Genomic DNA, 25645 nt, shown 5'->3' with positions numbered 1-25645 from the left:
GGGGACCGCCTCGCCCGATGGCCTGAGGGCCCGAGGGCCCTTCGATGAACCGGTCCCGCAGCGAACTATTCCGCGTCGAAATCATCGGAGCGACCCCTCGGGGCCGCTCCGATTTTTTTTCGAGTGTCGGGTTTGGCAAATTCGATCGGGTTATGGTAAAGTTCCCCGCTCTGCGATTCGGACTTCTCCGACTCGCGGAACCGGAACGATTCCGAGTCGATCGGTGTCGGAGACGGGCGCTTAGCTCAGTTGGTAGAGCAACGCCTTTACACGGCGAAGGTCGGGAGTTCGAGACTCTCAGCGCCCACCACAATCGATCGGGAGACGATAAAAAAATTTTCAACGACTCTTGACAATCTCCGAAGTTCCCGTATAATTCGTCTTCTCTTCGGCGATTACGCCAAAGAAAACGTGCTGCGGAGTGGTAGTTCAGTTGGTTAGAATACCGGCCTGTCACGCCGGGGGTCGCGGGTTCGAGTCCCGTCCACTCCGCCAACGCCGCCGTCGATCCGAAAGGGTCGGCATATAAAAGCCCGTTAAACGGCTTTTATATGCCTCGGAAACGAGACAGCATCAAAGACGTTCCCGGACGAGAGCTGCTTTGAGAACCGAATAAAAAAGTTGTTGAGACGACTTGACAAACTTTTCGAAATCGGTATAATTCGTCCTCTAGGCTGAAACAAAGCTCAGTGGAATGGAGTGGTAGTTCAGTTGGTTAGAATACCGGCCTGTCACGCCGGGGGTCGCGGGTTCGAGTCCCGTCCACTCCGCCAACTACTTCCGAGGGTTTGAAACCCTTGTGAACAAACGGATCCACGAAATCGAGCAAAGTTCGCTAAAATGTCGAACTTAGGTTTAAGCCTGCCAAACGCGCACAGCGTGGAGTGGTAGTTCAGTTGGTTAGAATACCGGCCTGTCACGCCGGGGGTCGCGGGTTCGAGTCCCGTCCACTCCGCCAACGAATTCTTGAGGAAAGGCGAACCGAAGGGTTCGCCTTTTTTCTTGCCCGTACGACGCGCACGGCCGAAAAAAAAGAACGCAATCATCGACGCCGTTTCGCCCTCGCGAGACGAAACGGGATCTATAGGGTGACTCATGCTTCAGGCATTTCGCAATCACAAGCGCTGGCTGATGTTCATCGCCATGGTGCTGATCATTCCGAGTTTCGTGGTGACGGGGATCTACTCGTACAACCGCATGACTCAGGCCGACAACTCGATCGCCAAGGTGGGCGACGCCTCGATCACGCCCGAGGACTTCGACCGCGCCAAGCGCGAGCAGCTCGAGCGTTTCCGCCAGCAGCTCGGGGAAAACTTCCGCGCCAACATGCTCGAGTCGCCCGAAGCGCGTGAAGCGATCGTGCGCGCTCTGATGGACGAGTCCGCCGTGACGCAGACGGTTGCGGCCGAGTACGTCGACGTCTCCGAAGCCGATGCCGTCAACCTCATCAAGAACGCCGCGGCCCTTCAGGTCGACGGCAAGTTCTCCACGGAACTCTACGAACGGTTCCTCCAGAGCCAGGGTAAGAGCGACGCGCAGTTCGTCGCCGAAATCCGCCGCGACCTGTCGAAAGAAGTGCTCCTTTCGGGCGTTGCGGGCACCTATCCCGTGCCGAAGGCGCTCGTTCGCGAACTCCACAACGTGCTTACCGAAGAGCGCGAAGTGCAGACCTTCATCGTGAACGCCACCGACTACCTCGATACCCTCGTCGTCAAGGACGAAGAATCGAAGGCCTATTACGACGCGCACCGCGACGAATTCATGGCGCCCGAACACGTGAAGATTCAGTACGTCGAATTCTCGCCCGAAAACTTCCGCGACCAGAAGCCCAATCCCGACGAGATCAAGGCTTACTACGAGCAGAACAAGAACCGCTGGGTCGTGCCCGAAGAACGTCGAGCGAGCCACATCCTGATCGAATTCGGCGACGACAAGGCGGCCGCCTTGAAGACGGCCGAAAAGCTCCTTGCCGAAGCGAAGGCCGATCCCTCGAAGTTCGCCGAACTCGCCAAGGCCAATTCCGCCGACACCGGCAGCGCCAACGACGGGGGCGACCTCTCCTTCTTCGGTCGCGGCCTGATGGTCAAGCCCTTCGAAGACGCCGTCTATGCCGCCAAGAAGGGTGACATCGTCGGTCCGGTCGAATCCGAATTCGGCTACCACATCATCTACGTCACCGACATCCGTCCCGAGCACGGCAAGAGCTTCGAAGAGGTGAAGGGCGAGATCGAACACGAGTACGTCGAACAGATGGCGATCCGCGAATTCTCGGAAAAGGCCGAAGAGTTCACGAACATCGTCTACGAACAGCCCGACAGTCTCGAACCCGCCGCCGAACGCTTCGGCCTCAAGATCGAAACGGTCGACAACGTGACGCGCGAAGGCGTGACGGATCCGGAACTGCGTCCGATCATCACGGAGCACCTCGTCGAGTCGCTCTTCGGCGACGAAAGCCTCAAGGAAAAGCGCAACACGAGCGCGATCGAAGTGCGCTCCAACGTGCTCGTTTCCGCCCGCGTGCTCGAACACTTCCCGACGGCCGTGCGTCCCTACGAAGACGTGAAGGCTCAGATCGTCGAGAAGCTCAAGCTCGAACGCGCCCGCGAACTCGCGAAGGCGGACGGCGAGAAGAAGCTCGCCGAAGTGCGCGCTTCGAAGAGCCTCGAAGGCTTTGCCGAACCCGTGCGCGTTTCGCGCCAGAAGACGCAGGGTCAGCCCGTCGAGCTGATCGACGCCGAAATCTCCTACCCCGCCGACAAGCTCCCCGCTTTCGTCGGTACGCAGGTCGAGGGGGGCGCCTACATCATCGCCTATGTGAAGGATTCGAAGCTCGTCGAACCGACCGAAGCTCAGATCCGCAGCCTCACGAGCGAACTCGCCGGCATCTACGGCGAAGCCGACCGCATCGGCTACCTCGACGCGCTCAAGGCGACGCTCAACGCCCGCATCGAAAACGAAGCGTTCGTGAAGGGTGAAACGCAGGCGAACGAAGAGTAAGCCCCGTTTCCACAATCGGACGCGGCTTCACGTCCAAGCCCGCCCGGCGAAAGCCGAGGCGGGCTTTTTATACGGCTTTTAGGCCCAAGGCGCACATTCATAGACGGTTTTTACGGCGCGACCTCTAGAGTGACGGGATTGCAACAAGGCCGCGGGATCGGCCTCATTTCCGTCGATATGATCGAATTTCGCAATGTCACGCTCGCCTATCGGGATCGTCCCGTTTTGCGCGGGATCGACCTCACCGTACCCGACCGCGAACTCTGCGCCCTGATCGGCGCGAGCGGCTCGGGCAAAACCACGCTTCTGAAACTCGTCAACCGCCTCCATGCGCCCGATTCGGGCGAGGTGCTCGTCGACGGTCGTCCCGTCACCGAGTTTCCGCTCGCGCGTCTTCCGGGCTTCATCGGCTATGTCGTGCAGGAGGGCGGGCTTTTTCCGCATCTGAGCGCGTCGGAAAACATCCGGCTCGCGCTCGAACTTGCCGGCAAAACCGAGGCGCTTGAGCGTCGCATCGACGAAATGCTCGAACTCGTGGGGCTCGACCCCGCGATCCATCGCGACGCCTACCCCGCGGAACTCTCGGGCGGGCAGCGTCAACGCGTGGGGATTGCACGCGCCTTCGCGCCCGAGCCTCCGATCGTGCTCATGGACGAACCGTTCTCGGCGCTCGACCCCGTGACGCGTACGAGTCTGCAGGACGCGGTCGTGCGGCTCAAGGAGGCCTTCGGCAAGACGGTGCTTTTCGTCACGCACGACATGGACGAAGCGATTCGCATGGCCGATCGGATTTGCGTTCTCGAAAACGGTCGCATCGTGCAAAACGCCGCGCCCGAAGAGATTCTGAAGCACCCGGCCACGGCGGGCGTTCGGCGCTTCATCGGGAAAGAGAAGCTCTGGCAGAACCCCGACCTCATCCGGGCCGAAGAACTGACGGCAGCCGAGTGCCCGACGATCCGCCCCGATCGCTCGGTGCGCGAGGCGCTGCGTACGATGAAGGCCTTTGAAACGGAAACGCTCTTCGTTGTTTCCGACGAGGAACGACTCCTCGGACGCGTCACCGCAAAAGACCTTCGGGCGCGCTTTTTCCTGCCGACCTCGATCGCACGCTCCGTCCGACCGGTCGAAGCCGTCGTCGAACGCTCGACCACGTTCGAAGCCATGGTCGAGCGGGAGCTCTACCGGAGCGACGCGCCGATTGCGGTCGTCGACGCGGATGAAAAGCTTCTCGGTTCGATCGAACACGCGACCTTCCTCGCGATGATGTCGCGAAGCGTCCTCCCGAAGGGTGCCGCGCAGAGCGGGGAGGCCGCATGATGTTCGATGCTTTCATTCGAGTCTTTCTCGAGCGCCGCGCGGAACTCGGCGACCTCTTCCTTGATCACCTCGGGATGACGATGGCGGCGGTCGTCGTGTCGCTTCTGATCGGCATACCGCTCGGCATCCGCATGCAGCGCTCGCGCGCGCTCGCGGGCGTCCTGCTCGGCGCGGCGAACGTGCTGCAATCGATTCCGAGCATCGCGCTTCTCGCCTTCTTCGTTCCCGTCGTCGGGATCGGCGCGCCGTCGGCGGTGCTGATGGTGATCGTCTACGCGCTCCTTCCGATTCTGAAGGGGACGTACACCGGACTCCAAGGGGTCGATCCGAAACTCCTTGAGGTCGCGCGCGGCATGGGCATGAGCGAGTGGCAGCGCCTTCGCAGGGTGTCGCTGCCGCTCGCCTTTCCCTACATCATGTCGGGCGTTCGCGTCTCGGCCGTCTCGAGCGTCGGCACGATGACGATCGCCGCCTTTGCCGGCGCGGGCGGTCTCGGCTGGTTCGTGAATGTCGGGCTCAATTCGCAGAGCACAGAACTCGTCCTTCTCGGGGCGATTCCCGCGTCGCTCACGGCGATCGGGCTCGATTTTCTGCTCGGGCGCATGGAAGCGCTCGCACGTCCGGCCAAACACGCGGAACGCCCCCGCCGGCGGTGCGAGGCGCTCCTTCTGGCGGCGGTTGCGGCCGCGCTTCTCGCGGTTCCGGTCGTTCAGGGGGTGCGTTCGGCGGCGGCCGCATCCGAGCCCCGCATCGTCGTCGGGTCGTTCAATTTCACGGAGAGCACGATCGTCGGTCATCTGGCCGCCCAACTCATCGAAGCGCGTACGGGCCTGGCGGTCGAACGACGCTTCAACCTTGGCGGCCTTCGTCTCGGTACGGCCGCTCTGGAGTCGGGCGACGTCGACATCCTGCCCGTCTATACGGGGACGGCCCTTGCCAACATCCTCAAGGAAAACGTCGACACGACCGATCCCGACACGGTCTACCGGCGTGTGGTCGACGGGATGCGCCGCTCGTACGGCGCGGCGGTCACGAAGCCCCTCGGCTTCAACAATACGTACGTGATGGCGGTTGCGGCGGAGAAGGCCCGAGCGCTCGGTCTCACGACCGTGCGGGACCTTGTGCGTGCGGCGCCGCACCTGCGGCTCGGCGCCACGGTCGACTTCATCGAGCGCGAGGACGGCCTTCCGAAAATGAAGTCGTTTTACGGCTCGGCGGATTTTACCGAAGTGCGCGGCCTCGATTCTGCGCTTCGCTACGAGGCGCTCGCCTCGGGCGAGGTCGACGTCGTGGACGGCTTCGCGACGGACGCGCTCCTCACCAAAACGCCCTCGGTGCTTTTGAAGGACGCGGACCGCATTTTCCCGCCCTACGACGCGATTTACGTCGTGCGGGGCGAACTCGAGTCGCAGCGCCCCGAAGTGCTCGACGCGCTTGAGCTCCTGGCGGGGGCGGTAAGCGACGAAGACATGCGCCGCATGAACCGCGCGGTCGACGTCGAGGGGAAGAACGCCGCGGACGTTGCGCGCGAATTCCTGAGCGCTCGCGGCCTCGTATGAGTTTTTATTCGGCTTTTACGGACGGATTCCTAGAATGGGTTCCGTACGTAAAGCCAGTCAACGGAGGAAACATGTCCGAAGCCGTGGTTCTGGGCGTTCTCGTTGCGGCCGCCGCAACCTACGGACTCCTGAAATTTTTTACGTCTTTCATGCACGCGAACCGGGGCCGTTGAGGATCCCCGAGTGTTCGGAGCGTGCTCCGAGGGGTCGGAGGGGCGAACGGCGCCCTGCCGCACCCCGCCTTCGAGCGACGCCTCCTCCCGCAGCGTCGCCTTTTTTCTTTGCGGGTTTTGAGGTCCCCGATGACCGAACTGCTATTTCTCTTGGCGTGTGCGCTTTTGCTCGTGTGGCTCCTGCGGGCGCTCCTTGACGCCTGAGGGCGCGGGACGCGATGCGTCCCTTTCGCACCCCGACGAGGTTCACCATGTTTTCAACGATCGAACTTCTTTTGATTTTTCTTCTGACGCTCGCACTCCTTACGAAGCCCGTCGGCCTTTGGATGCTCCCGATGGCCGAGGGGCGTGCCCCCGCGTGCGTCCGACGCGTCGACGCAGCGTTGATGCGCTTTCTTCGCATCGACCCCGCGCACGAGCAGACCTGGGCGACCTACGCCGTGTCGCTCGTGAGCTTCAACGTGATCGGCGTTGCGGCTTTGTACCTTCTTCTGCGCGTGCAGGGGTATCTGCCGCTCAACCCGGAAGGCTTTGCGGGCATGGCGCCCGATCAGGCCTTCAATACGGCGATTTCCTTCGTGACGAACACCAACTGGCAGTCCTACGGCGGTGAAACCACGCTCTCGCCCCTTTCTCAGATGCTCGGTCTGACGGTGCAGAATTTCGTCTCCGCCGCCACCGGGATCGCGGTTGCCTTCGTCGTGATGCGCGGCATCGCCCGCTCGGAAACGCACGAACTCGGAAATTTCTGGGCTGACGTCGTGCGCATCAACTTGTGGCTCCTTCTTCCGATGAGCGTCCTCTTCGCCCTCTTTCTCGCGAGCGAAGGGGTCGTGCAGACGTGGAACGCGGCAACGACGATCGGCTCTTGGACCGACCCCGCTGCGGTTGCTTCCACGGGGCCCGTGGCGAGCCAGGAAGCGATCAAACTTCTCGGCACGAACGGCGGGGGCTTTTTCAACGTGAATTCCGCGCATCCCTTTGAGAACCCGACGGCTCTCGCGAATTTCGGCGAATGTCTCGCGATCTTCATCATTTCCGCTGGCCTTTGCTACACGTTCGGGTGCCTCGTGCGCGACACCCGTCAGGGCTGGACCGTCTGGGGCGCGATGGCCGTGATGTTCGTCGCGGCGGTGCTCGTCTTTGCCTGGTTTGAGAGCGAAGCGGGGAGCTTTGCGACGAATTTCGGCGCTGCGGCCTCGCAAATGCACCTCGAAGGGAAGGAAATGCGCTTTGCGCTTTCGCACTCGTCCCTCTTTTCGGTTGTGACCACGTCCGCGTCGTGCGGTGCGGTCAACAACATGCACGATTCGCTCTCGCCCTTGGCCGGGCTCGTGCCGACGCTTTTGATGCTGCTCGGAGAAGTCGTCTTCGGCGGGGTCGGTGCGGGCTTTTACGGGATCATGATTTTCATCGTCGTCACGGTCTTCGTGGCGGGTCTCATGGTGGGGCGCACGCCCGAGTACGTCGGAAAGAAGATCGGTGTCTCGTCGATGAAGCTCGCCTCCCTCGGGATGCTCGTCACTCCCGTCATCGTGCTTGCGGGCGTTGCGGCCTCGGTCCTATTCGATGCGGGTACGAGCTCGATCACGAACCCCGGCCCCCACGGGTTCTCCCAAATTCTCTACGCCTGGGCGTCCGCCGCGAACAACAACGGCTCGGCCTTTGCGGGGCTCAATGCCAACACCCCCTGGTACAACATCGGGCTCGGTCTGGCGATGTGGTTCGGGCGCTTCGCCGTCATCGCGGTGGTGCTCGCGCTCGCGGGCTCTTTGAGCCGGCTGCGTGCGGTGCCGCCCTCCTCGGGGACGCTCGCCACGTACGGGATCCTCTTTTGCGGACTTCTCGTCGGCGTCGTGCTCTTGGTCGGAGCGCTCACCTACGTACCCGCCCTCGCGCTCGGCGCGGCGGCCGAATACCTCATGCTCCCCGCCTTCTGATGAGAAAAAAAGATGAGTAAGAAAACCCAAAGACCGCTTTTCGACGCGGTCGTATTGAAGGAAGCACTCGGGGAAAGCTTCAAGAAGCTCGACCCCCGCGTGCAGTTGCAAAACCCGGTGATGTTCCTCGTCTACCTGGGCGCCATCTTCACGACGGCGATTGCCGCCGCGAGCTTTGCCGGGTACGGGCGCGACGACGCTTCCTTTGCGCTCCAAACGGCGCTCTGGCTCTGGTTCACGGTGCTCTTTGCGAATTTCGCCGAATCGATGGCGGAAGGTCAGGCAAAAGCCCAGGCGCGGGCCCTCAAGGGGCTTCGCAAGAAAACGGTCGCGCACCGAATCGAGAATCCCGACGCCGCGACGCTCGGGCCCGATGCCCCTTGCGTTTGCATCGATTCGACGGAACTTCGCAAAGGGGACGTCGTCCTCGTCAAGGCGGGTGAAGTCGTCCCGTGCGACGGCGAAGTGATTCTCGGGGTCGCGTCCGTCGACGAGTCGGCGATCACGGGCGAATCCGCGCCCGTTATTCGCGAGAACGGCGGAGACTTCTCGTCCGTGACGGGCGGTACGACGGTCGTCTCCGACTGGTTGGTTGTCCGTGCTGCGGTCGAGCCGGGCGAATCCTTCATCGAGCGCATGATCGCGATGGTCGAAGGGGCCAAGCGCGGGAAGACCCCGAACGAAGCGGCGCTTTCCACCTTGCTTGTCGCGCTCACAATCGTCTTTTTGCTTGTGACGGCGACGCTTCTTCCTTTCTCGGACTTTGCCGTTGCCGCAAGCGGCTCGGGCGAAGTGATCGGTTACACCGTGCTCGTGGGGCTTCTCGTCTGCCTCATCCCGACGACGATCGGGGGACTTTTGTCGTCGATCGGCGTCGCGGGGATGTCGCGCCTCATGGCTGCGAACGTCATCGCGCGTTCGGGCCGTGCGGTCGAAGCTGCGGGCGACATCGACGTCCTGATGCTCGACAAAACGGGGACGATCACGTTCGGGAACCGCCGCGCTTCGGCCTTTTACCCCGCGCCCGGGGTCGCACGCGAAATGCTCCTCGAAGCGAGTTTCCTGGCGTCGCTCGCCGACGATACGCCCGAAGGGAAGTCGATCGTCGAACTCGCCCGCTCGGAAGCGAACGCTCGCTGGGCGAACGAACTCCCGAAGGGTGCGGCCTTCGTTCCCTTCTCGGCCCAGACGCGCATGTCGGGAGTGAACCTCCCCGACGGGCGTGAAATCCGCAAAGGCTCCCCCGACGCACTTCGCTCGCTCGTTGCGCAATGCGGCAAGACCTTGCCGCGCGAAACGGACCGTCAGGTCGATGCGGTGGCCTCGCGCGGCTCGACCCCTCTTGTCGTTGCCGTCAACGGTCGGGTGCTCGGTGTCGTCGAACTCAAGGACATCGTGAAGCCCGGAATTTCGGAGCGCTTCGCGGACCTGCGTCGCATGGGGATCAAGACCGTCATGATCACGGGCGACAACCACCTCACGGCCGCTGCGATCGCGAGCGAAGCGGGCGTCGACGACTTTCTCGCCGAAGCGACGCCGGAGTCGAAGCTCGCAGCCATTCGCCGCTACCAGAAGGAAGGGCACCTCGTTGCTATGACGGGCGACGGCACGAACGACGCGCCCGCGCTCGCGCAGGCCGACGTGGCGGTTGCGATGAATTCCGGGACGAACGCCGCGAAAGAGGCGGCGAACATGGTGGACCTCGACTCGAGCCCGACGAAATTGATCGAGGTCGTGCGGGTCGGCAAGCAAATGCTCATGACGCGCGGGTCGCTCACGACCTTTTCGCTCGCAAACGACATCGCAAAGTATTTCGCCATCATCCCCGCGGCCTTCTCCGGGGTCTACCCGGGGCTTTCGGTCCTCAACGTGATGCACTTGGCAAGCCCCGCTTCGGCGCTTTTGTCCGCCGTGATTTTCAACGCGCTCGTAATCGTCGCTCTCATTCCGCTCGCGCTCAAGGGGGTTCGGTACCGCACGGCGCCTGCCGCGGAACTCCTGCGGCACAACCTCCTCGTCTACGGGTTCGGGGGCGTCGTGATTCCGTTTGCCGGCATCAAGGCGATCGACCTTCTGATTTCGGGTCTGGGCTTGGTTTGACGAATTGCAAAGGAAACAACGTATGAACACCATGCGAACCGAAGAAACGACGGGTGCGCGCTCCGAAGCGAGCGCCCTCTCGGCGGGCGCTGCGCTCGGCAAGGCGCTCGGGATCTTCCTCTTTCTGAGCGCGGTTTTGGGGCTAGGCTACCCGGCGCTCGTGACGGGCGTCGCTCAACTCGTCGTGCCCGAGAGCGCAAACGGGAGCGTCGTGCGCGTCGACGGGCGTCCCGTGGGATCGCGCCTCATCGGACAGAATTGGACCGATTCGGGGCTCTTCGAAGGCCGACCTTCGGCGGTCGACTACAATGCCAAGGGTTCGTCGGGGAGCAACCTCGCGATGACGAATCCCGAACTTGCCCGGTTGATGACGGAGCGGGCCGAGCGTTGGCAGCGCCTCACGGGCTCCGCGGCCCCCGTTCCCGCCGAGCTGCTCGCGGCCTCGGGCTCGGGGCTCGACCCCGACATTTCGCTTTCGGCCGCGCTCTACCAGATTCCCCGGGTCGCCCGCACGAGCGGGCTCGCCCCCGAACGGCTCGAAGCGCTCGTGCGCGAGACGGCGCGCGAACCTTTCCTGGCCATGGGGCCCGAGCCCCTCGTGAACGTGCTGGAATTGAACCTGCGCGTTGCGGATGCGGCGGGAAAGATGCTCGAAAGCTTCGCAACGCACGAAGCGACTGCGGCGAGAGAAGCGTCCCGGCCGTCCGAGCCGTCTGAACCGCTTGACGGCGTCGATTCGACCGCCCGCGGTTCCTGATCCACTTTTTTCGGAGTCCCACCCCCGATGAGCGACGACCTGAGGCCCAATCCCGAGGCCATGCTTTCCGAGGCGCGCAAGCACCGCCGCGGCAAACTGCGTCTTTTTCTCGGCATGGCGCCCGGCGTGGGTAAAACCTACGCCATGCTCTCCGAGGCGCACCAACGGCGCGCGGCGGGCTACGACGTCCTCATCGGGTGGGTGGATACGCACAAGCGCAAGGAAACGGACGCGCTGACGCGGGGTCTTGAGATCCTTCCGCGCCTGCGCGTCAAGCGCGGTCCCGTCGTCGAAGAAACGCTCGACCTCGATGAGATTCTCCGCCGGCGCCCCTCCGTCGCGGTGATCGACGAGATGCCGCACAGCAATCCGCCCGGATCGCGCCACGCGAAGCGCTGGCAGGACATCGAAGAGCTTCTCGAAGCGGGGATCGACGTCTGGAGCGCCCTCAACATCCAGCATTTGGAAAGCCTCAACGACGTGGTCGAGCGGGTGACGGGCGTGGCCGTCACCGAGACCGTCCCCGACCGCATTTTCGACGAGGCGGACGAAGTGCGCCTCATCGATCTCCCGCCCGACGACCTGCTCGTGCGCCTCAATGCGGGGAAGATCTATTTGCCCGAGGTGGTCGAGCGGGCGCGCGACGCGTACTTCCGCCGCAGCAACCTGATTGCGTTGCGCGAACTGGCGCTTCGCATCATGACGAGCCGCATGGAGACGCAGATCCGCACCGAGCGGCGCCGCTCCACCCGCCGCTCGATCGACGACACGGGATTCGGCCTTCTCGTCGTGCTTGAAAGCGTTTCGGAGAGCGCCGTTCGCGAAGCGGCCCGCATGGCGCGCTCGCTCTCGTCGCCCTGGCACGTCGTCTGGATGGAGTCGGGGCGAAAGTTCGCCTCGAACCCCGAAGTCGAAGCGCTTCTGCGCTTTGCGGGCGAATTGGGGGCGAAGGTCGACGTGCTCGCGGGCACCTACGCGGACGAAGTGAGCCGCTACGCGCGCGAACACAACCTCTCGCTCGTCGACGTCGTGGCCGCGAACCGCTGGATCGAGGAGGCGAGGCGCCGCGCGCTGCGCCGAAGCGCCCCCGAGCTGCATCTGCTCGAACTCTCCCGCCGCGGCGATGCGACGGGTCCCATCGCGCTTTTCAAAGACGTCTTCGGAGAATTTCGCCCGGGGTTCGACGGGTACGTGCAGGCGGTGGTGATCGTCCTACTGACGCTGGGGCTCCTTTTGCCGCTTACCTCGGTGATGGAGCCCACGAACCACGCGATGCTTTATCTGCTCGGCGTGCTCTTTTGCGGGATTCGCTACGGGAGCGGTCCGGCCGCGCTCGCGGCCGTTCTCTCGGTGTTGGCGTTCGACATCTCGATCGTGCAACCGCGCTGGTCCTTTGCCGTGAGCGACACGCAGTACCTCATCACCTTCGCCGTGATGCTGATCGTGGGTCTTGCGGCCGGGCAGCTTGTCGCTCACCGACAGCGCCTTGTGAAGTCGATCAACGAGCGCGAACACCAGACGCGAATGCTCTTTGACGCGGCGCGCGAACTCTCGGGTGCGGTCCTTGAAGAGGACGTCTATGCGGTGCTGCGCGGGAGGCTTCACCGCCACATGAATGTCGAAAGCGAATACTGGCGCCCGACCGCCTCGGATGATCCCGAAGAGGAGCGCACCGAAGGCGACTGGGAGTTGGAGAGGATCGACGCCTCCCTTTCTCGGGTCGACCCCGCCGTCGTGCGGTGGTGTTTCGACCACGGGGGCGAAGCGGGTGCGGGAACGCAAACGCTCTCTTCCTCCCCGTACCGCTACGTCCCCCTCATGTCGGGCGGGCACGTGAGGGCGGTCATGGTCGTGAGTTTCTCAGAGCCCGCGGACGGCACCGGCATTCGCCTTGTCGAAGCGCTTGCAGCGCTCGGGGCGCTGACCCTTGAGCGCATCGCCTCGGGCGAAGAAGCCCGTAGGGCACTCGTTTCGATGGAAGCCGAGCGCATGCGCTTCACCCTCATTCAGTCGCTCTCCCACGATCTGAGAACCCCGATCACGGGCTTTCGACTCGCGAGCGAAGAGCTCTGCGCCTCCGCGGAGCAGCTCGTTGCGTCCGAGCCGAACCGTCGGGACGCGGCGCTCGAGCGCAAAATTCTTGAGGACTCCGAAAACCTCCGAGCCGACGCCGTGCGCATGGAGCGCTTGGTCGGAAACCTCCTGGAGATGGCGCGCCTTCAGTCGGGGCGCATCAAACTCAACCTCAACTGGATTCCCGCCGAGGAGCTTTTCGGAATCGGCATTTCGGAGTTGGGCGAGAGGCTCGACCGTTACGTCGTGACGGTCGAGGTCGAACCCGACTGCCCGCTCGTCTATTGCGACGAAGTGCTCATGGTGCGGGTGCTTGCGAACCTCCTGGACAACGCCGTGAAATACACTCCCGCGGGCACGCACATCGTCTGCAGCGCCGTGCGTCGCGGCAATTCCGTCGTCCTCGGCGTGGCCGACAACGGGCCGGGGTTGCCGCAGGGGAATCCCCAGAGGCTCTTTGATCCCTTCCGGCGCGGGCAGAAAGAATTCAACGTGACGGGCGTGGGCCTCGGGCTTGCCATCTGCCGCACGATCGCCCGCGCACACGGGGCGGAGATTTTCGCAACGACCTCCGGCATGGGCGGTGCCGCCTTTACGGTTGTTCTTCCCCACGTTCCCGTCGAGACGCTCGACAATGAGGAGACGGTGTTGGGCGACGAAGACGAGCCGATCGAAGCTCTCGAATCTCACGAATCGCTCGAACCGTCCGAGATCGCTCAACCCGATCAGTCGCCCGCACCCGCAAAAGCCCCCGAGGAGCCCCGCGCATGACCGAAACGAATACCGCCGCCGAACCGCATGCCGTCGTCGTCGAAGACGAACCCGCCATCGCCCGCTTCGTGGAAGAAGCCCTGAGGCGCGAAGGTTTTACGACCGAGTCCGCCGGGACCCTCCGCGAGGGACTGCGCGCCGTGCGCCTGAGCCGCGCGGACCTGCTGATCGTCGACCTGGGCCTTCCCGACGGGGACGGCTCCGAAATCATCGCCCGCGCGCGCGCCGAATCGGCCGTGCCGATCATCGTCCTTTCGGCTCGTACGGAGGAAGCCCAGAAAGTGAAGGCGCTCGACCTCGGTGCGGACGACTACCTCACGAAACCCTTCGGGATGGCGGAACTTCTCGCTCGCGTGCGCGCGCAGATGCGCCGCCGGGGGCTTACGGCGGTGGCGGGCGCCGACGGCTCGGTGGTGCATATCGGAGACGTCGAGGTGGATCTCGCCGCCCGCACGGTTAAGAAGCGAGGCGAATCCGTTCACCTCACAAAGCTCGAATTCCGTTTGCTGCAGGTCCTCGTCGAATCGCGCGGCAAGGTCCTTACGCAACGCGTCCTCTTGCAGCAGGTCTGGGGGTCGCCCTATGCGGACCGGCCTCACTACCTTCGCATCTACATGCAGCACCTGCGTACGAAGCTCGAAGACGATCCCGCGCGCCCGAAGTGGTTCGTGACCGAAATCGGCGTGGGCTACCGCCTGGCGGTGTGAGAAACGATTCGCACGAAAGCAGGAAAAAGAGAAAGGCCTCGCTTCCGGGAAAGCGAGGCCTTTTGCGATTTCGGTCTCGCGGCGCTCCCTCGCCGGGAGGTATGCGCCGAGTCCGACGGATCGAGCGAGATTAAGCTTGGAAGTTGAGGCGCGCTTCGAGGAAGCTAACCATCTGGTAGCGCGTCACGAGTTCGCGCGTGTAGAGGATCTTCCCGAGGTAGAGTTCGCTCTTGCGGAGAGACACCGACTCGGCGTTCGACTGCACGAGGTAGTCGCTTTGCGCCTTGTCGAGGAGCGTGAGGAGCGCCTGAGCGCGTTCGGTCGTGAAGTCCGCCTTGAGACGATTGAGTTCGGCGGAAATCTGCTTGAGATTTTCGGCCATGAGCCCCGTCATCGCGGAGTGGCTGTTCTTCACGTAGTTTTCCGTGACGCTCACCTGGTCGCGCAGACCGTGGGCGAGATCCTTCATCGCGGAGTAGGAGCGGTAGTAGAAGTTGCGCGCGTCGCGGTCGGCCTTGGTGCCCTGGTAAAGCGCCATGCGGTAGTAGTTGCCGCGGGCAACGGACACTTCTTCGAGAAGATCGACGGCCGCGTCGCGGCAGTCCGTGAGCTTCTGAGCGTCGGCGACGAGGAAGGCGTCGATCGAGTCGGCAAGGAGCTCGATCGTGCGGGCGCGCTCGACGGGAATCGCTTCCTTGAGGAGCGTGCGGATCGTTTCGACGTCGCCCCCGGCGATGCCTTCGTCTTCTTCGATCGACTTTTCCTTTTCCTTTGTGAGGAAGTTCGTCTTGATGATGACGACAAGGGCCACCACCATGCCGGCGATCATGAGACCCATGCCGAAGGTCTGGAAAAGAAGCGTCACGACCGCGCAGAGCGTGGCGGCGGAAAGCGCCGTCATGAACCAGCCCGAAATCACGGTGAGAACGCCCGAGATGCGATAGACGGCGCTTTCACGGTCCCAGGCGCCGTCGGCAAGCGACGAGCCCATCGCAACCATGAAGGTGACGTACGTGGTCGAGAGCGGAAGCTTCAGGCTCGTAGCCGACGCGATGAGGGCCGCGGCGACGACGAGGTTCACGCAGGCGCGGATTTCGTCGAACGGAAGTTCGCGTTCGCCCGGCTGCAGGGTCTTTTTCTTGTAGCGCGAGCCGATCCCTTCGAGCACGGACTCGGGGAGGAACTGACGGATGAGCGTGTTGGCGTTAAGCGACGCACGAACGAGCACGCGGGCGGGCAAGGACGAGCCGAACTGCTCGCGACCGCCGCGAGTCGACGAGGAAAGGTTCACCGACGTGCGGATGACGCGGTGGGCCTTCTTCGAGCAGTAAAGCGTCACCACCATCACGAGGCCCGAAGCGACGAGCCAGCCCGTCGAGGCGGCGAAGGGTTCGCGAAGACCTTCCATCGTAAAGACGGCGGGGTCGGCACCGGGCGCCGCGCTGAAGATGTGCCAGGAGTCAAGAGCCGCAAGCGGCACGCCCACGAAGTTGACGAGGTCGTTGCCGGCAAAGGCAAACGCCAGCGAGAACGTCCCCGCAAGGATCACGTAACGGAGCACGTTCGTGTTGAAGAACGTGATGAGGGCCTGGAAGACGACCGTGAAACCGATGAAGCAACTCCAGAGGATGAGGTCGGAATTGTCCTTCAAGAAGGCGAGTCGCTCGGGCGTCATGAAAGAAGCCCCCTTGGCGCCCTTCATGATGAGGAAGTAAAAGAGCGACGTCATCGCAATGCCGCCGAAGAGCCCCCCGAGGTAGCGGTAGGCTTTTTCGTAGCGGAAGGAGAAGACGAGACGCAGGAGGAACTGCACCACGAGACCCGCCACGAAGGCCACCGCCACCGAGACGAGAATCGCCATGATCATCGAGAGCGCTTTGCCGCTGTTGACGTAGGCGCCGATGTCGGCCAGGGGTTCGCCCGCCTGCCAGATCTTCCAGAAGGCGAGGGTCGCCGTTGCGCCGAGGAGCTCGAAGATGATCGACACCGTGGTCGACGTCGGAAGCCCGAGCGCGTTGAAGAGGTTCAGAAGGAGAACGTCCGCGACCATGACGGCGCAAAAGACCACCATCACGTCGTTGAAGGTGAACTTTTCGGGCATCAGCACGCCCGAGCGGGCGACTTCCATCATGCCCGAGGAGAAGGTCGCGCCGAGCAGCACGCCCGCCGCGGCGACCGTGAGCACGATGCGGAAGGGGGCCGTGCGCGAACCGACGGCGCTGTTGAGGAAGTTGACGGCGTCGTTGCTCACGCCGACGAAGAGGTCGAGCACGGCGAGAAGGCCGAGAAGACCGAGAGCTGTCAAAAGAAACGGATCCATGGGAGGTACTGCTCCGAGTAAGAGGCTCCCGAATGGTAGTGGTCGAATATGACAACTTTATGACAGAACTGTGACATTCGCGGAAACACCCCCGAAAAACCGTCGTAAACATCCTCGAAGATCGAAAAACGATGACGAATGGATGACAAGGACGTTGCGTCCCCGAGCGAAAGAAAGCCCGTCGGACACGCGGGTCGGACGGGCTTCGCGGAGCGGAAGTGTGTCAAAAACGCTTCAGCGGGGGTCGCTTTCGCGGGATCGCGTCTCGGGCGCTTCGGGAAGCACTTCCCGAGGGGCGGAGCCCTCCGAGTCGGTCGACTCCGCCGAGGATGCTTCGGGAGCAGCCTTAGCGGCCTCGGCGGCTTCTGTGGCTTCTGCGGCCTGCGGCGGGCGCTTTCCGAGCGCCGTCAGCAGAACGTTTCCCGCGTATTCCACCATGGCGCGCATCTCGCGCATCCACTCGGAAATCTTTCGAGGGACGGCTTTGACGAGCGTCCGACTCTCTTCGGGCGACGTGAGGTAAAGCCCCCCGAGCGCAACGAGTACGAGAACGCCGAAGGCAAGAAGCAACGCCCCCGCAAGAAGTACGAGCGCTGCTCCCGCGGCAAGGAGCAGCAAGCCCCCGAGACCCCGAATGCCGGTTTGAAAAATCGTCACGGGGGTAACCTCAGAGTACGCGCCGGTGCTGCCAGAGGTGCACCGTCAAAAGGGCCGTGAAGACGCCGCCCAAAACGACGTGCGCGGCGGTACCGCGAACGGCAAGTGCGGCAAGACTTCCTGCAAAGCCCGCGAGCATCAAGCGGTTTTGCGTGACGCGTCGTGCGCGACCGCCCTTCTTGACGTCGGGCGCAAGGAAGGGACTGAGTCCGTCGAGAATGCGCCCGCCCGCGGGCTCGATCAGGTGCTCGACGCGATCGAGCATTTCGGCTCCCGCTTTGAGAGCGGAAAAGCAACTGCAGGAGGTTTCACTCGCGGCGTCGCACGAGGCTTCGGCAGCTTCCGTCGAAACCAACGCTTCGCGGCTCGCGAGGAACCACTCCGCCGCCTCAAGGAGCGTCCGGGCGTCGGTCTTCTCCGTATCCCAGGTGACAAGCAAACTCCCGACCCGAGGGTTGATCGTGACGCCGGTGATCCCGTCCATGTTGCGGACGGTTTCAACGAGCGACTCGACCTCGTCGGTTGCAAGCCCCCGGAGCGCCTCGTGGCGCAGTCGGGCGCGGCCGGGCGTGAGCGAACGGACGGATTCGTAAATCGTCATGGCGAATCTCCTTTACGTACGGGCGACGACCGGAGCGTCGGCGGCGGCAACGGTCGGAGCAAGTTTCGCTTCGATGTCGCTCACCGTCGAACGCACGTTCGACGTGATGTCTTCGATCGCGTGCGCAAGCGACCGACGCGGCTCGAGCGGCTCGACGGGCGAGCGCATCGCGTTGAGGCAAACGCCGATCGTCGTGGCGTTGTGCAAAAGCGCACCCGCCGCGGGCGTGAGCGTCCCCGTAAGACCCCCCGCGAGAAACGCGGTGTTGAGCCCGACGGAAAGCGTGAAATTCTGCTTCACGCGGCGCATGGAGGCTTTCCCGAGGTCGATTGCGGTAACGAGGTCGCTCAGACGGTTTTCGGTGAGCACGACGTCCGCCACTTCCTGGGCGATGTCGGTCCCGTCGCGCAGCGTCACGCCCACGTGGGCGGCGGAAAGCGCGGGCGAATCGTTGATGCCGTCCCCGACCATGAGGACTTTGGCGCCCGAGCGCTTGAGCGCCTCGACGTGCTTTGCCTTGTCTTCGGGGAGCACCTGCGCGCGGAAGTCGTCGAGCCCGAGCGACTCGGCCACGTGGCGCGCGGTGCGTTCGCCGTCGCCCGTGAGCATCACGATTTTGCGAATGCCGCTCTCGCGCAGTCGCGCAATCGTTTCGCGGGCTTCTTCGCGTATGGGGTCTTCGATCCCGAGAACGCCCGCAATGCGTCCGCCCACGGCCATGTAGAGAATCGACTTCCCTTGGTCGGCAAGCGTCGCCACGGCCGCATCGGCGGGCGTGACGTCGACCCCTTCGTCGTCCTCGACGAAGTGACGGCTCCCGAGCACGACCTTTTCGCCCCGCACCGCGGAGCAGATGCCGTGCGCGGCGATGTAGCGCACTTCGGTGTCGTGCGGCTCGTCGTCGTGAAAGAGCCCTTCGGCGGTGGCGGCACGCACGACCGCGCGCGAGACGGGATGCGGGAAGTGCTCTTCGAGGCAGGCTGCAAGGCGCAGAATCGAATCGCGGTCGTAGTCGGGCGAAAGCGGCACGACGTCGGAGAGCACGGGCGCGGCCGAGGTGAGGGTGCCCGTCTTGTCAAAGACCACGGTGTCGACTTCGGAGAGCGCTTCGAGGAACCGGCCGCCCTTCACGAGCACGCCCTTTTCGGTGCCGGTACGCATGGCGGTGAGAATCGCAAGCGGAGTCGCGAGTCGGAGCGCACACGAGTAGTCGACAAGCAGCACGGAGGCCGTGCGCGTGAGGTCGCGCGTCACGAGGAAAACGAGCCCCGCGAGAAGCAGGTTGTAAGGGACGATCGCGTCGGCGAGGCGCTCTGCCTTCCCTTGAATCCCCGCCTTGGCGGCTTCGGAATTTTCGATGAAGCGCACGATCTTCGAGAGGCGCGAGCGGTCGCCGCGGGCGGTCGGGCGAATGTCGATTTCGCCGTCTTCGACCACGGTCCCCGCAAAGACGCTCCCGCCCGTCGTGCGGTGCACGGGGAGGGGCTCGCCCGTCATCGTCGCCTGATTGACGGCGGCATCCCCGGCAAGCACCACGCCGTCGACGGGAATGACGGAGCCTGAACGCACGACCACGACGTCGTCGTCCGAAAGTTCGGAAAGCGGAATCGAGCGGACCTTGCCTTCGGAGCGGATCCAGACGCGGTCGACCTTGATCGCAAGCTGATCGGCAAGCGACGCGAGCGACTTCTTGCGGGTGTAATTTTCAAGCATCTCGCCGAGGCCAAGCAGAAGCACGAGAAGCCCCACCGTACGGAAGTCGCGCCGCAAAAGCGAAATGAGAATGGCCGCGCCGTCGAGCACTTCGACGTTGAGTCGACCGTGCATGAGCTCCTTCGCGGCGTCGACGAGACGCGGAATCGCGCCGAGCACGGCGTTTGCCGTGTTGACGAGCATCGGGAGCATCGGGCGCAGGAAGACGTAGCGCGCAAGCGGCGCGAAGTCGAGTTCCGCCGAGGCGTCGTTTTCATCCGCAACCGAAGCCGCAGCGGGAACCCCCGCGGGCGCGGCCTGAAGAGCCCGAGCACCCCGAGCGCCGGCGCGTCCGAGCGGCAACGCGTGCGCGAAAAGCGCCTTGATGCGGTCGATCAGTTCGAGAATCGGCATATGCGCGAAGCCCCGAACGAGCGTCTCGACGAAGCGCCCGATGCGGGTGCGCGCGGGTTGCGGGGCGCCCGCCGTCGCACCGGGTTCGGTGCCTTCGGCCGGAATCCAGCGTTCCGTGCTCGGAAGCGTTTCGCGAACGAGCGTCGCCGCATCGGCGTGAAGGAGCTTGCGGGCGTCGTCGCGCGCTTTTTCGCGCAGCGCCTCGTTGTCCGCGCTCGTGCGCGGCTGACGGCGCCGAACGGGCGGCACGCGCTTCAGCGATTCGAAGTAAAGGTACGTGCGGGTTTTCGCCGCGGCGCTCGCAACCGTGAGGACGACCGAGCCCGTGCGGGCGTTGACGGTAACGCCCGTCACGCCCTCGATGGCGGCCACCTCGTCGGCAAGCAATGCGGCCGACGCACGCGTGAGCGTACTCGTTGTCTTCCAACGTTCGCGCGTGCCGGCCGCATGAACAAGTTCGAAATTCATAATGCACCCGACGCCCGGGGCGCACGCGGCGCTCCGGGCGGAGAAAGTCGGCGGAAAAAGCCGGGGCGCGCGCAGGGCGCGCCTCGGGACTTAGTCGCAGGCGTAAGGAAAAGAGCCGGAAAGAGTCGGAAAGAGCCCGGCTCGATCAGCAGGCGGGCGTCACGGCGGGAGCGGGCTTCGCTTCAACCGTTTCGGCCGCTTCGGGCGCGGCGGCTTCGGCGGCCGCGGCTTCACGCAGTTCCGCGGCTTCGCGGCGTTCCTGGGCCTTCACCTGGGCTTCGGCGACCACGTCGGCGAGGTCTTCCTTCACGCCTTCGACGGCGGCAAGCGCCTTTTCGCGTAGCTCCAGACCGCCCGAGACGAGGTCGGCCGCAAGGGGCTTGATGTTGAGCTTGCCGCGGGAAATCGCGCAGGCGCCGAGCGCGCCGACCACCACGCCGCCGAGGAAGATGAGACCGTATTTCGTCGTTTCGTTCATGTTTTTAGATTCCTAGCGAGAGTTCAACGCGAAGTATTCGATGCGGGAGCAAAAAGGGGCGGTCGTCCGCACGTCCGTTTTGCCCGAAGGCGCCGACGGTAGGCGTTGACACATCCGTCGGTTTGCATGACTTGAAAATTCATTTTAGGGCGTCGTCGCCTGCGGAAGAAGCTCAAACGCGAAAAAGGACGAAAAAGAACGCAACGGAGCGGCAGGACGCGGGAAAAAACGAAAACGGAAGGTGTAAAAACACGAACGCCCTTTTGACCGGGGTCGGTCGAAAGGGCGTTCGGTGAGCGTCGGGATGTCGACGTCCTTCGGCGTATCGGAATCGCTCAGTGCACGTCGCGCATGCGAACGAGCTTCGCGAAGGCCGCCTTCATGTCGACGGCCACGAGCGAACGGCGCATTTCGTAGAGTTCGCGGTAGGCGCGCGAGCGTGCGGCGTCGGGCTCGAACGCGCCCGAAGGCGTGATCGCCGCGGCGAGCGCTTCGCGAAGCGGCGCCGGATCCTCCGCTTCGCCGCCGAGGCCGCCTGTCGCCCAGGCGCCGAAGATGCAGTTCGTGAGCACGGCGCCGCCCGGGTTCTTGAAGCGCACGATGTTCGCTTCAAGCATGTCGGACTTGATCTGATTCCAGAGGTCGTCGCGCGAACCTCCTTCCGTCACGGTGATGCGGGTGAGGTCGACCCCCGCCTTGCGGTAGTTGTCGGCAAGCCCGATGTAGTCGTACCCGATCGCCTCGAGCACGGCGCGCCACATGACGAACTGATCGTCGTCCATCGTCATGTTGAGGAAGCACCCCGAGGCGTCCTTCTCGTCGCCGTTGCCGCCCGTGAGGTAGGGGAGAAAGAGGACGCCCCTCGAGCCCGCGGGCACTTTCGCAGCGCCCTCGGAGAGTTCGCGGTAGTAGTCGCCGTTCCCTTCTTCGCGGCAGACGTGGTCCTTGAACCAGCGAAGGGCGAGCCCGCCCGTACGCACGAACCCCCAGTAGAAGTACGTGTCGGGAAGGGTCCCCGAATTGAAGACGAGCCCCATGCCGGGCTTCGAGAGTTCGGGGACGATCCCGTCCGTCGAAACGCAGAACATGGCGCAGGTGCCCGCGACGTCCACCCCCTGGTTGGCTTCGAAAATGCCCGAGCCGAGCATCGACTGCATCGTGTCGCCCGCACCGGCGAGAATCGGAATGCCCGCGGGAAGACCCGTTTCGCGGGCGACGGCCTCCGAGAGCCCCCCGACGCGGTCCCAGGGCTTCAAAATCCGGGGCATGTAGGCGGGATCGATCCCGAGGATTTCGAGCTGCTCGGGCGACCAGCGCTTTTCCTTCACGTCGTAGCCGAGCCCCCAGCCCGACATGGCGCCCCAGTCGATGAAGGCGTCTTCGGCCGCAAGGCCCGCGAGGTGCATGAGGATGTAGGGAGCGTTGTGCACGAACTTCACGCCCTTTTCGCGGAACCCTTCGTGCTTGCGCAGGAACCAGCGCGCGAACATCGCGGGAAACATGGGGCTCGCTTCCGGGTTGCCCGTTTCGCGCCCCCAGATCTCGAGCCCGCGCGCGTTGAGCGCTTCGACGTCGTCGGTCGTGCGGCTGTCGAGGTAGTTGATGTACGGCGTGACGGCGCGGCCTTCGCGGTCGATGCCGACGATCCCGCAGATGATCCCGTCGCCCATGACGGAAGCAATGTTCGCAGGATCGCGCCCGGCCGCGCGCAGATCGTCAACCACGCCCTTCATGCACTCGAGCGTCACCGCCACGTAATTGTCCGCATCCATTTCCACCCAGCCCGGATGCGGATAGCGCAGGGTCGTCGGAAGGCTGCGGGTCGCTACGGGTTGGAAATTGCCGTCATAAACCGCCACCTTGACGCTCTGCGTGCCGGCGTCAAAGCCCATGTACAACTTCTCGTTCTTATCCATCTCTGTAAACCCTGGAAAATGAGAGACCCTGCGGGATGCCCGGGGGTGGAAAAGCAGAATTTTATCAGGGGATTTGCCTAGAGCGAAGCCCTTTGCGGGCGACTTTTCCGTGCGATCGTCGGGCGAGCCGTCCCGCCTGCGGACGTTCGAACGCAAACCCCGTTGAACTCGCTGGTTTTCAAGGGAAATTCGTACGCTTCCCGAATCCCGTCGGCCCACGGGCACCCCCGCATGGCCCGCGGCAAACGTCGGGTAAAATAGGGGCCTTTCGAGGGGTGCTTGCCCGCCGAATGTCAGTCGCGGCGGGCTTTCCGGCGTTTTTCGGGGCGGCGGCGTCGAGCGGCGTCGTGCAAACCCTCGCGGTCGACCCGGAAGCTTTCCAAAACGAGCGCCCGGGTGTGTTTCAAGGTGGTCAAGTGGTAAAGAAGACGAGGGCAGAGGATTACGACGTCGGTTCCATTCGCGTGCTCAAAGGGCTTGAGCCCGTCAAGCAGCGTCCGGGCATGTACACGCTCACCGACAATCCCCTTCACATCGTGCAGGAAGTCATCGACAACGCGAGCGACGAAGTGCTCGCCGGGTTCGGGACTCGGATTTCGGTGACGTTGCGCGCCGACGGCGGCGTGACGGTCGAAGACAACGGGCGAGGCATTCCCACGGGGATGCACCCCGAAGAGCACGCGCCTGTCGTCGAACTCGTTTTCACGCGACTGCATGCGGGCGGGAAGTTCGCCAAGGCGGACGGCTCGGGTCCCTACTCCTTCGCGGGGGGGCTTCACGGCGTGGGCGTCTCGGTGACGAACGCCCTCTCGACGCGACTCGAAGTGACGGTCTGGCGCGACGGGCGCGAGGCGAACCTCGCGTTCGAGGACGGGTTCGTCGTCGACCCCTTGTCCGACAAAAAGAGTTCGCGCCCGAAGTCGCAGACGGGTACGCGCGTTACCTGCTGGCCCGACGCCAAGTATTTCGACAGCCCCGTCGTGCCCGAGGCGGCGCTCGTGCGGCTTCTGCGCTCGAAGGCCGTGCTCCTTCCGGGGTGCGAGGTCGTCTATTCGAACGAAAAGACGGGTGAAACCCAAACGTGGAAGTACGAAGGGGGTCTGCGCGAATACCTCCTTTCGGAATTGCGCGCCGATCCCCTCGTGGAACCCTTCGAGGCGTCCGGGTACGCCGACGAAAATACGGAGGGCTTCGCTCCGGGCGAAGGCGCCGCCTGGGTGCTTGCCTGGACGACCGAAGGGCCGCTCACGCGCGAAAGCTACGTGAACCTCATCCCGACCCCGCAGGGAGGCACGCACGAGTCGGGCTTGAAGGACGGGCTCTTTCAGGCCGTCAAAACCTTCATGGAAATTCACGGCCTTCAAACGAAGGGAGTGAAGGTGCTGGCCGAAGACGTCTTCGGGCGCGCGAATTTCGTCCTTTCGACGAAGTCGCTCGATCCCCAATTCCAGGGGCAGACCAAAGAAAAGCTCACGAGCCGCGACGCCTTGAAGCTCGTCTCGAATTTCGTGCGCACGCAGTTCGAATTCTGGTTGAACGACCACATCGAAGACGGCAAAAAGCTCGTCGAACACATTGTGAGCGTCGCGCAGGCGCGTCAGCGGCAGGCCTCAAAATACGAAAAACGCAAGAGTTCGACCGTGGCGGTGCTGCCCGGCAAGCTCACCGACTGCGAAACGGACGACATCACCCGAAACGAGCTTTTCATCGTCGAAGGGGACTCGGCCGGGGGCTCCGCCAAGGCGGGCCGCGACAAGGAATTCCAGGCGATTCTTCCCCTGCGCGGGAAGATTCTCAACACGTGGGAAGTCGACTCGGACGAACTGCTCGGCTCCGACACGATCCACGACATCGCGCTCGCGATCGGGGTCGATCCGCACCCGAAAGAGGGTGACCCCGATTTGAAGGGGTTGCGCTACGGGAAGATCTGCATTCTCTCGGACGCCGACGTCGACGGCTCCCACATTCAGGTGCTCCTTCTCACGCTCTTTTACCGGCACTTTCCGAAATTGATCGAGCTCGGCCACGTCTATGTGGCGATGCCGCCCCTTTACCGCGTCGACGCGCCGAAAAAGGGTCGCAAGAAGGACCGCAAGATCTACTGCCTCGACGATCGGGAGCTCACCCGAACGCTCGACGCGCTCAAAAAGGAAGGCTTCCGCGAGGACGAACTCAAGGTCTCGCGCTTCAAGGGGCTCGGTGAAATGCAGGCCGAACAGCTTGCGGAAACGACGCTCAACCCCGATACGCGCCGACTCCTTCCCGTGTCGCTCGGCGATATGGACGAAGCGGTCACGCGATCCGTGATGCACCTCCTGATGAGCGGCAATCAGGCCAACGGCCGCCGCGAATGGATGGAAGCCTACGGCGACCGCGCCGAAACCGACGTCTGAGGAATATCGACATGGGCAAGAAGAAAACCGTTCCGGTGTACGACTTTACGGGCGACCTCTTCGGCGAAGAGGTGCGGATTCCGTGGAATGACGGCGCACTCGAAAAACTGAAGGCCGAGCGCCTTGCGGAGGAACGCAAGGCGGCCGCCGCGCAAAAGCGCACGCGCCGCGCGAGCGCCGAACGCGAAACCGAAAGCGTCCCCGACGGGCTCCTCTTTGCGGACGTGCTCGAAGCAGTTGCGCCCGTGAAGGTTGCTCCCAAGGCCGCTCCGAAGACCGTCGCGAAGGCGCTCGCGAAGACGCCGCCGAAGA

15 protein-coding genes and 4 tRNA genes are annotated in these 25645 nt (G+C 63.7%); 13 read left to right on the top strand and 6 right to left on the bottom strand.

The window, feature by feature from the left end; translation table 11 throughout:
* Window positions 1-234: 234 nt before the first annotated feature.
* The 12 genes from S6FBBBH3_RS09120 to S6FBBBH3_RS09060 all read left to right on the top strand — a co-directional run bounded on the left by S6FBBBH3_RS09120 (window position 235) and on the right by S6FBBBH3_RS09060 (window position 14394).
* Window positions 235-310 (top strand) — tRNA-Val (locus S6FBBBH3_RS09120).
* A 108-nt stretch (window positions 311-418) separates the two neighbouring features.
* A tRNA-Asp gene (locus S6FBBBH3_RS09115) sits at window positions 419-495 on the top strand.
* A gap of 201 nt (window positions 496-696) precedes the next feature.
* Window positions 697-773, top strand: a tRNA-Asp gene (locus tag S6FBBBH3_RS09110).
* 108 nt (window positions 774-881) lie between these two features.
* A tRNA-Asp gene (locus S6FBBBH3_RS09105) sits at window positions 882-958 on the top strand.
* Between the two features lie 137 nt (window positions 959-1095).
* A complete protein-coding gene (locus S6FBBBH3_RS09100; protein ID WP_120177447.1) occupies window positions 1096-2997 on the top strand; it encodes a SurA N-terminal domain-containing protein in 1902 nt (633 codons plus the stop codon).
* Between the two features lie 129 nt (window positions 2998-3126).
* Complete coding sequence (locus S6FBBBH3_RS09095) at window positions 3127-4314, top strand: ABC transporter ATP-binding protein (RefSeq protein ID WP_123957692.1); 1188 nt, start codon at window positions 3127-3129, stop codon at window positions 4312-4314.
* Window positions 4311-5873 carry an ABC transporter permease/substrate-binding protein gene (locus S6FBBBH3_RS09090; protein WP_120177445.1) on the top strand — a complete coding sequence of 521 codons (1563 nt, stop codon included), beginning with the start codon at window positions 4311-4313 and terminating at the stop codon, window positions 5871-5873. The genes S6FBBBH3_RS09095 and S6FBBBH3_RS09090 overlap by 4 nt, the downstream gene beginning before the upstream one ends.
* 424 nt (window positions 5874-6297) lie before the next feature.
* Entirely contained in the window at window positions 6298-7986 is a 1689-nt protein-coding gene (gene kdpA / locus S6FBBBH3_RS09080) for a potassium-transporting ATPase subunit KdpA (protein WP_120177443.1), read from the top strand.
* Window positions 7987-7998: 12 nt separating this feature from the next.
* The gene (gene kdpB, locus S6FBBBH3_RS09075; protein WP_120177442.1) at window positions 7999-10086 is read left to right on the top strand and encodes a potassium-transporting ATPase subunit KdpB; all 2088 of its coding nucleotides are present in this window, start codon (window positions 7999-8001) and stop codon (window positions 10084-10086) included.
* Between the two features lie 22 nt (window positions 10087-10108).
* A complete protein-coding gene (gene kdpC, locus S6FBBBH3_RS09070; protein WP_232008778.1) occupies window positions 10109-10843 on the top strand; it encodes a potassium-transporting ATPase subunit KdpC in 735 nt (244 codons plus the stop codon).
* Window positions 10844-10870: 27 nt separating this feature from the next.
* On the top strand, window positions 10871-13687 hold the full coding sequence (locus S6FBBBH3_RS09065; RefSeq protein WP_120177441.1) for a sensor histidine kinase: 2817 nt from the start codon (window positions 10871-10873) through the stop codon (window positions 13685-13687).
* Window positions 13684-14394, top strand: a complete 711-nt coding sequence (locus tag S6FBBBH3_RS09060) for a response regulator (RefSeq protein WP_120177440.1) — start codon at window positions 13684-13686, stop codon at window positions 14392-14394. The genes S6FBBBH3_RS09065 and S6FBBBH3_RS09060 overlap by 4 nt, the downstream gene beginning before the upstream one ends.
* Window positions 14395-14524: 130 nt before the next feature.
* On the opposite strand, the gene S6FBBBH3_RS09055 is transcribed toward S6FBBBH3_RS09060, so the two are convergent.
* From S6FBBBH3_RS09055 to S6FBBBH3_RS09030, 6 genes are all read right to left on the bottom strand, one after another.
* Window positions 14525-16714, bottom strand: coding sequence for an inorganic phosphate transporter (locus S6FBBBH3_RS09055; RefSeq protein WP_120177439.1), 2190 nt, complete (start codon window positions 16712-16714; stop codon window positions 14525-14527).
* Window positions 16715-16948: 234 nt separating this feature from the next.
* On the bottom strand, window positions 16949-17371 hold the full coding sequence (locus S6FBBBH3_RS09050; protein WP_120177438.1) for a hypothetical protein: 423 nt from the start codon (window positions 17369-17371) through the stop codon (window positions 16949-16951).
* A gap of 10 nt (window positions 17372-17381) precedes the next feature.
* A complete protein-coding gene (locus S6FBBBH3_RS09045) occupies window positions 17382-17972 on the bottom strand; it encodes an HMA2 domain-containing protein (protein ID WP_120177437.1) in 591 nt (196 codons plus the stop codon).
* A 12-nt stretch (window positions 17973-17984) separates the two neighbouring features.
* Window positions 17985-20546 carry a heavy metal translocating P-type ATPase gene (locus S6FBBBH3_RS09040; protein ID WP_120177436.1) on the bottom strand — a complete coding sequence of 854 codons (2562 nt, stop codon included), beginning with the start codon at window positions 20544-20546 and terminating at the stop codon, window positions 17985-17987.
* Between the two features lie 145 nt (window positions 20547-20691).
* Window positions 20692-21024, bottom strand: coding sequence for a hypothetical protein (locus S6FBBBH3_RS09035; RefSeq protein WP_120177435.1), 333 nt, complete (start codon window positions 21022-21024; stop codon window positions 20692-20694).
* 335 nt (window positions 21025-21359) lie between these two features.
* On the bottom strand, window positions 21360-22916 hold the full coding sequence (locus S6FBBBH3_RS09030) for an FGGY-family carbohydrate kinase (protein ID WP_232008777.1): 1557 nt from the start codon (window positions 22914-22916) through the stop codon (window positions 21360-21362).
* Window positions 22917-23356: 440 nt separating this feature from the next.
* On the opposite strand from S6FBBBH3_RS09030, the gene S6FBBBH3_RS09025 reads away from it, so the two are divergent.
* A complete protein-coding gene (locus tag S6FBBBH3_RS09025) occupies window positions 23357-25333 on the top strand; it encodes a DNA topoisomerase IV subunit B (protein ID WP_232008776.1) in 1977 nt (658 codons plus the stop codon).
* Window positions 25334-25645: the final 312 nt, after the last annotated feature.

The sequence above is a fragment of the Sutterella megalosphaeroides genome, assembly GCF_003609995.1.
GTDB lineage: Bacteria > Pseudomonadota > Gammaproteobacteria > Burkholderiales > Burkholderiaceae_F > Sutterella > Sutterella megalosphaeroides.
The sequence above is the reverse complement of the archived record's forward strand: the minus strand, read 5'-3'. Positions and strand labels throughout refer to the sequence as shown.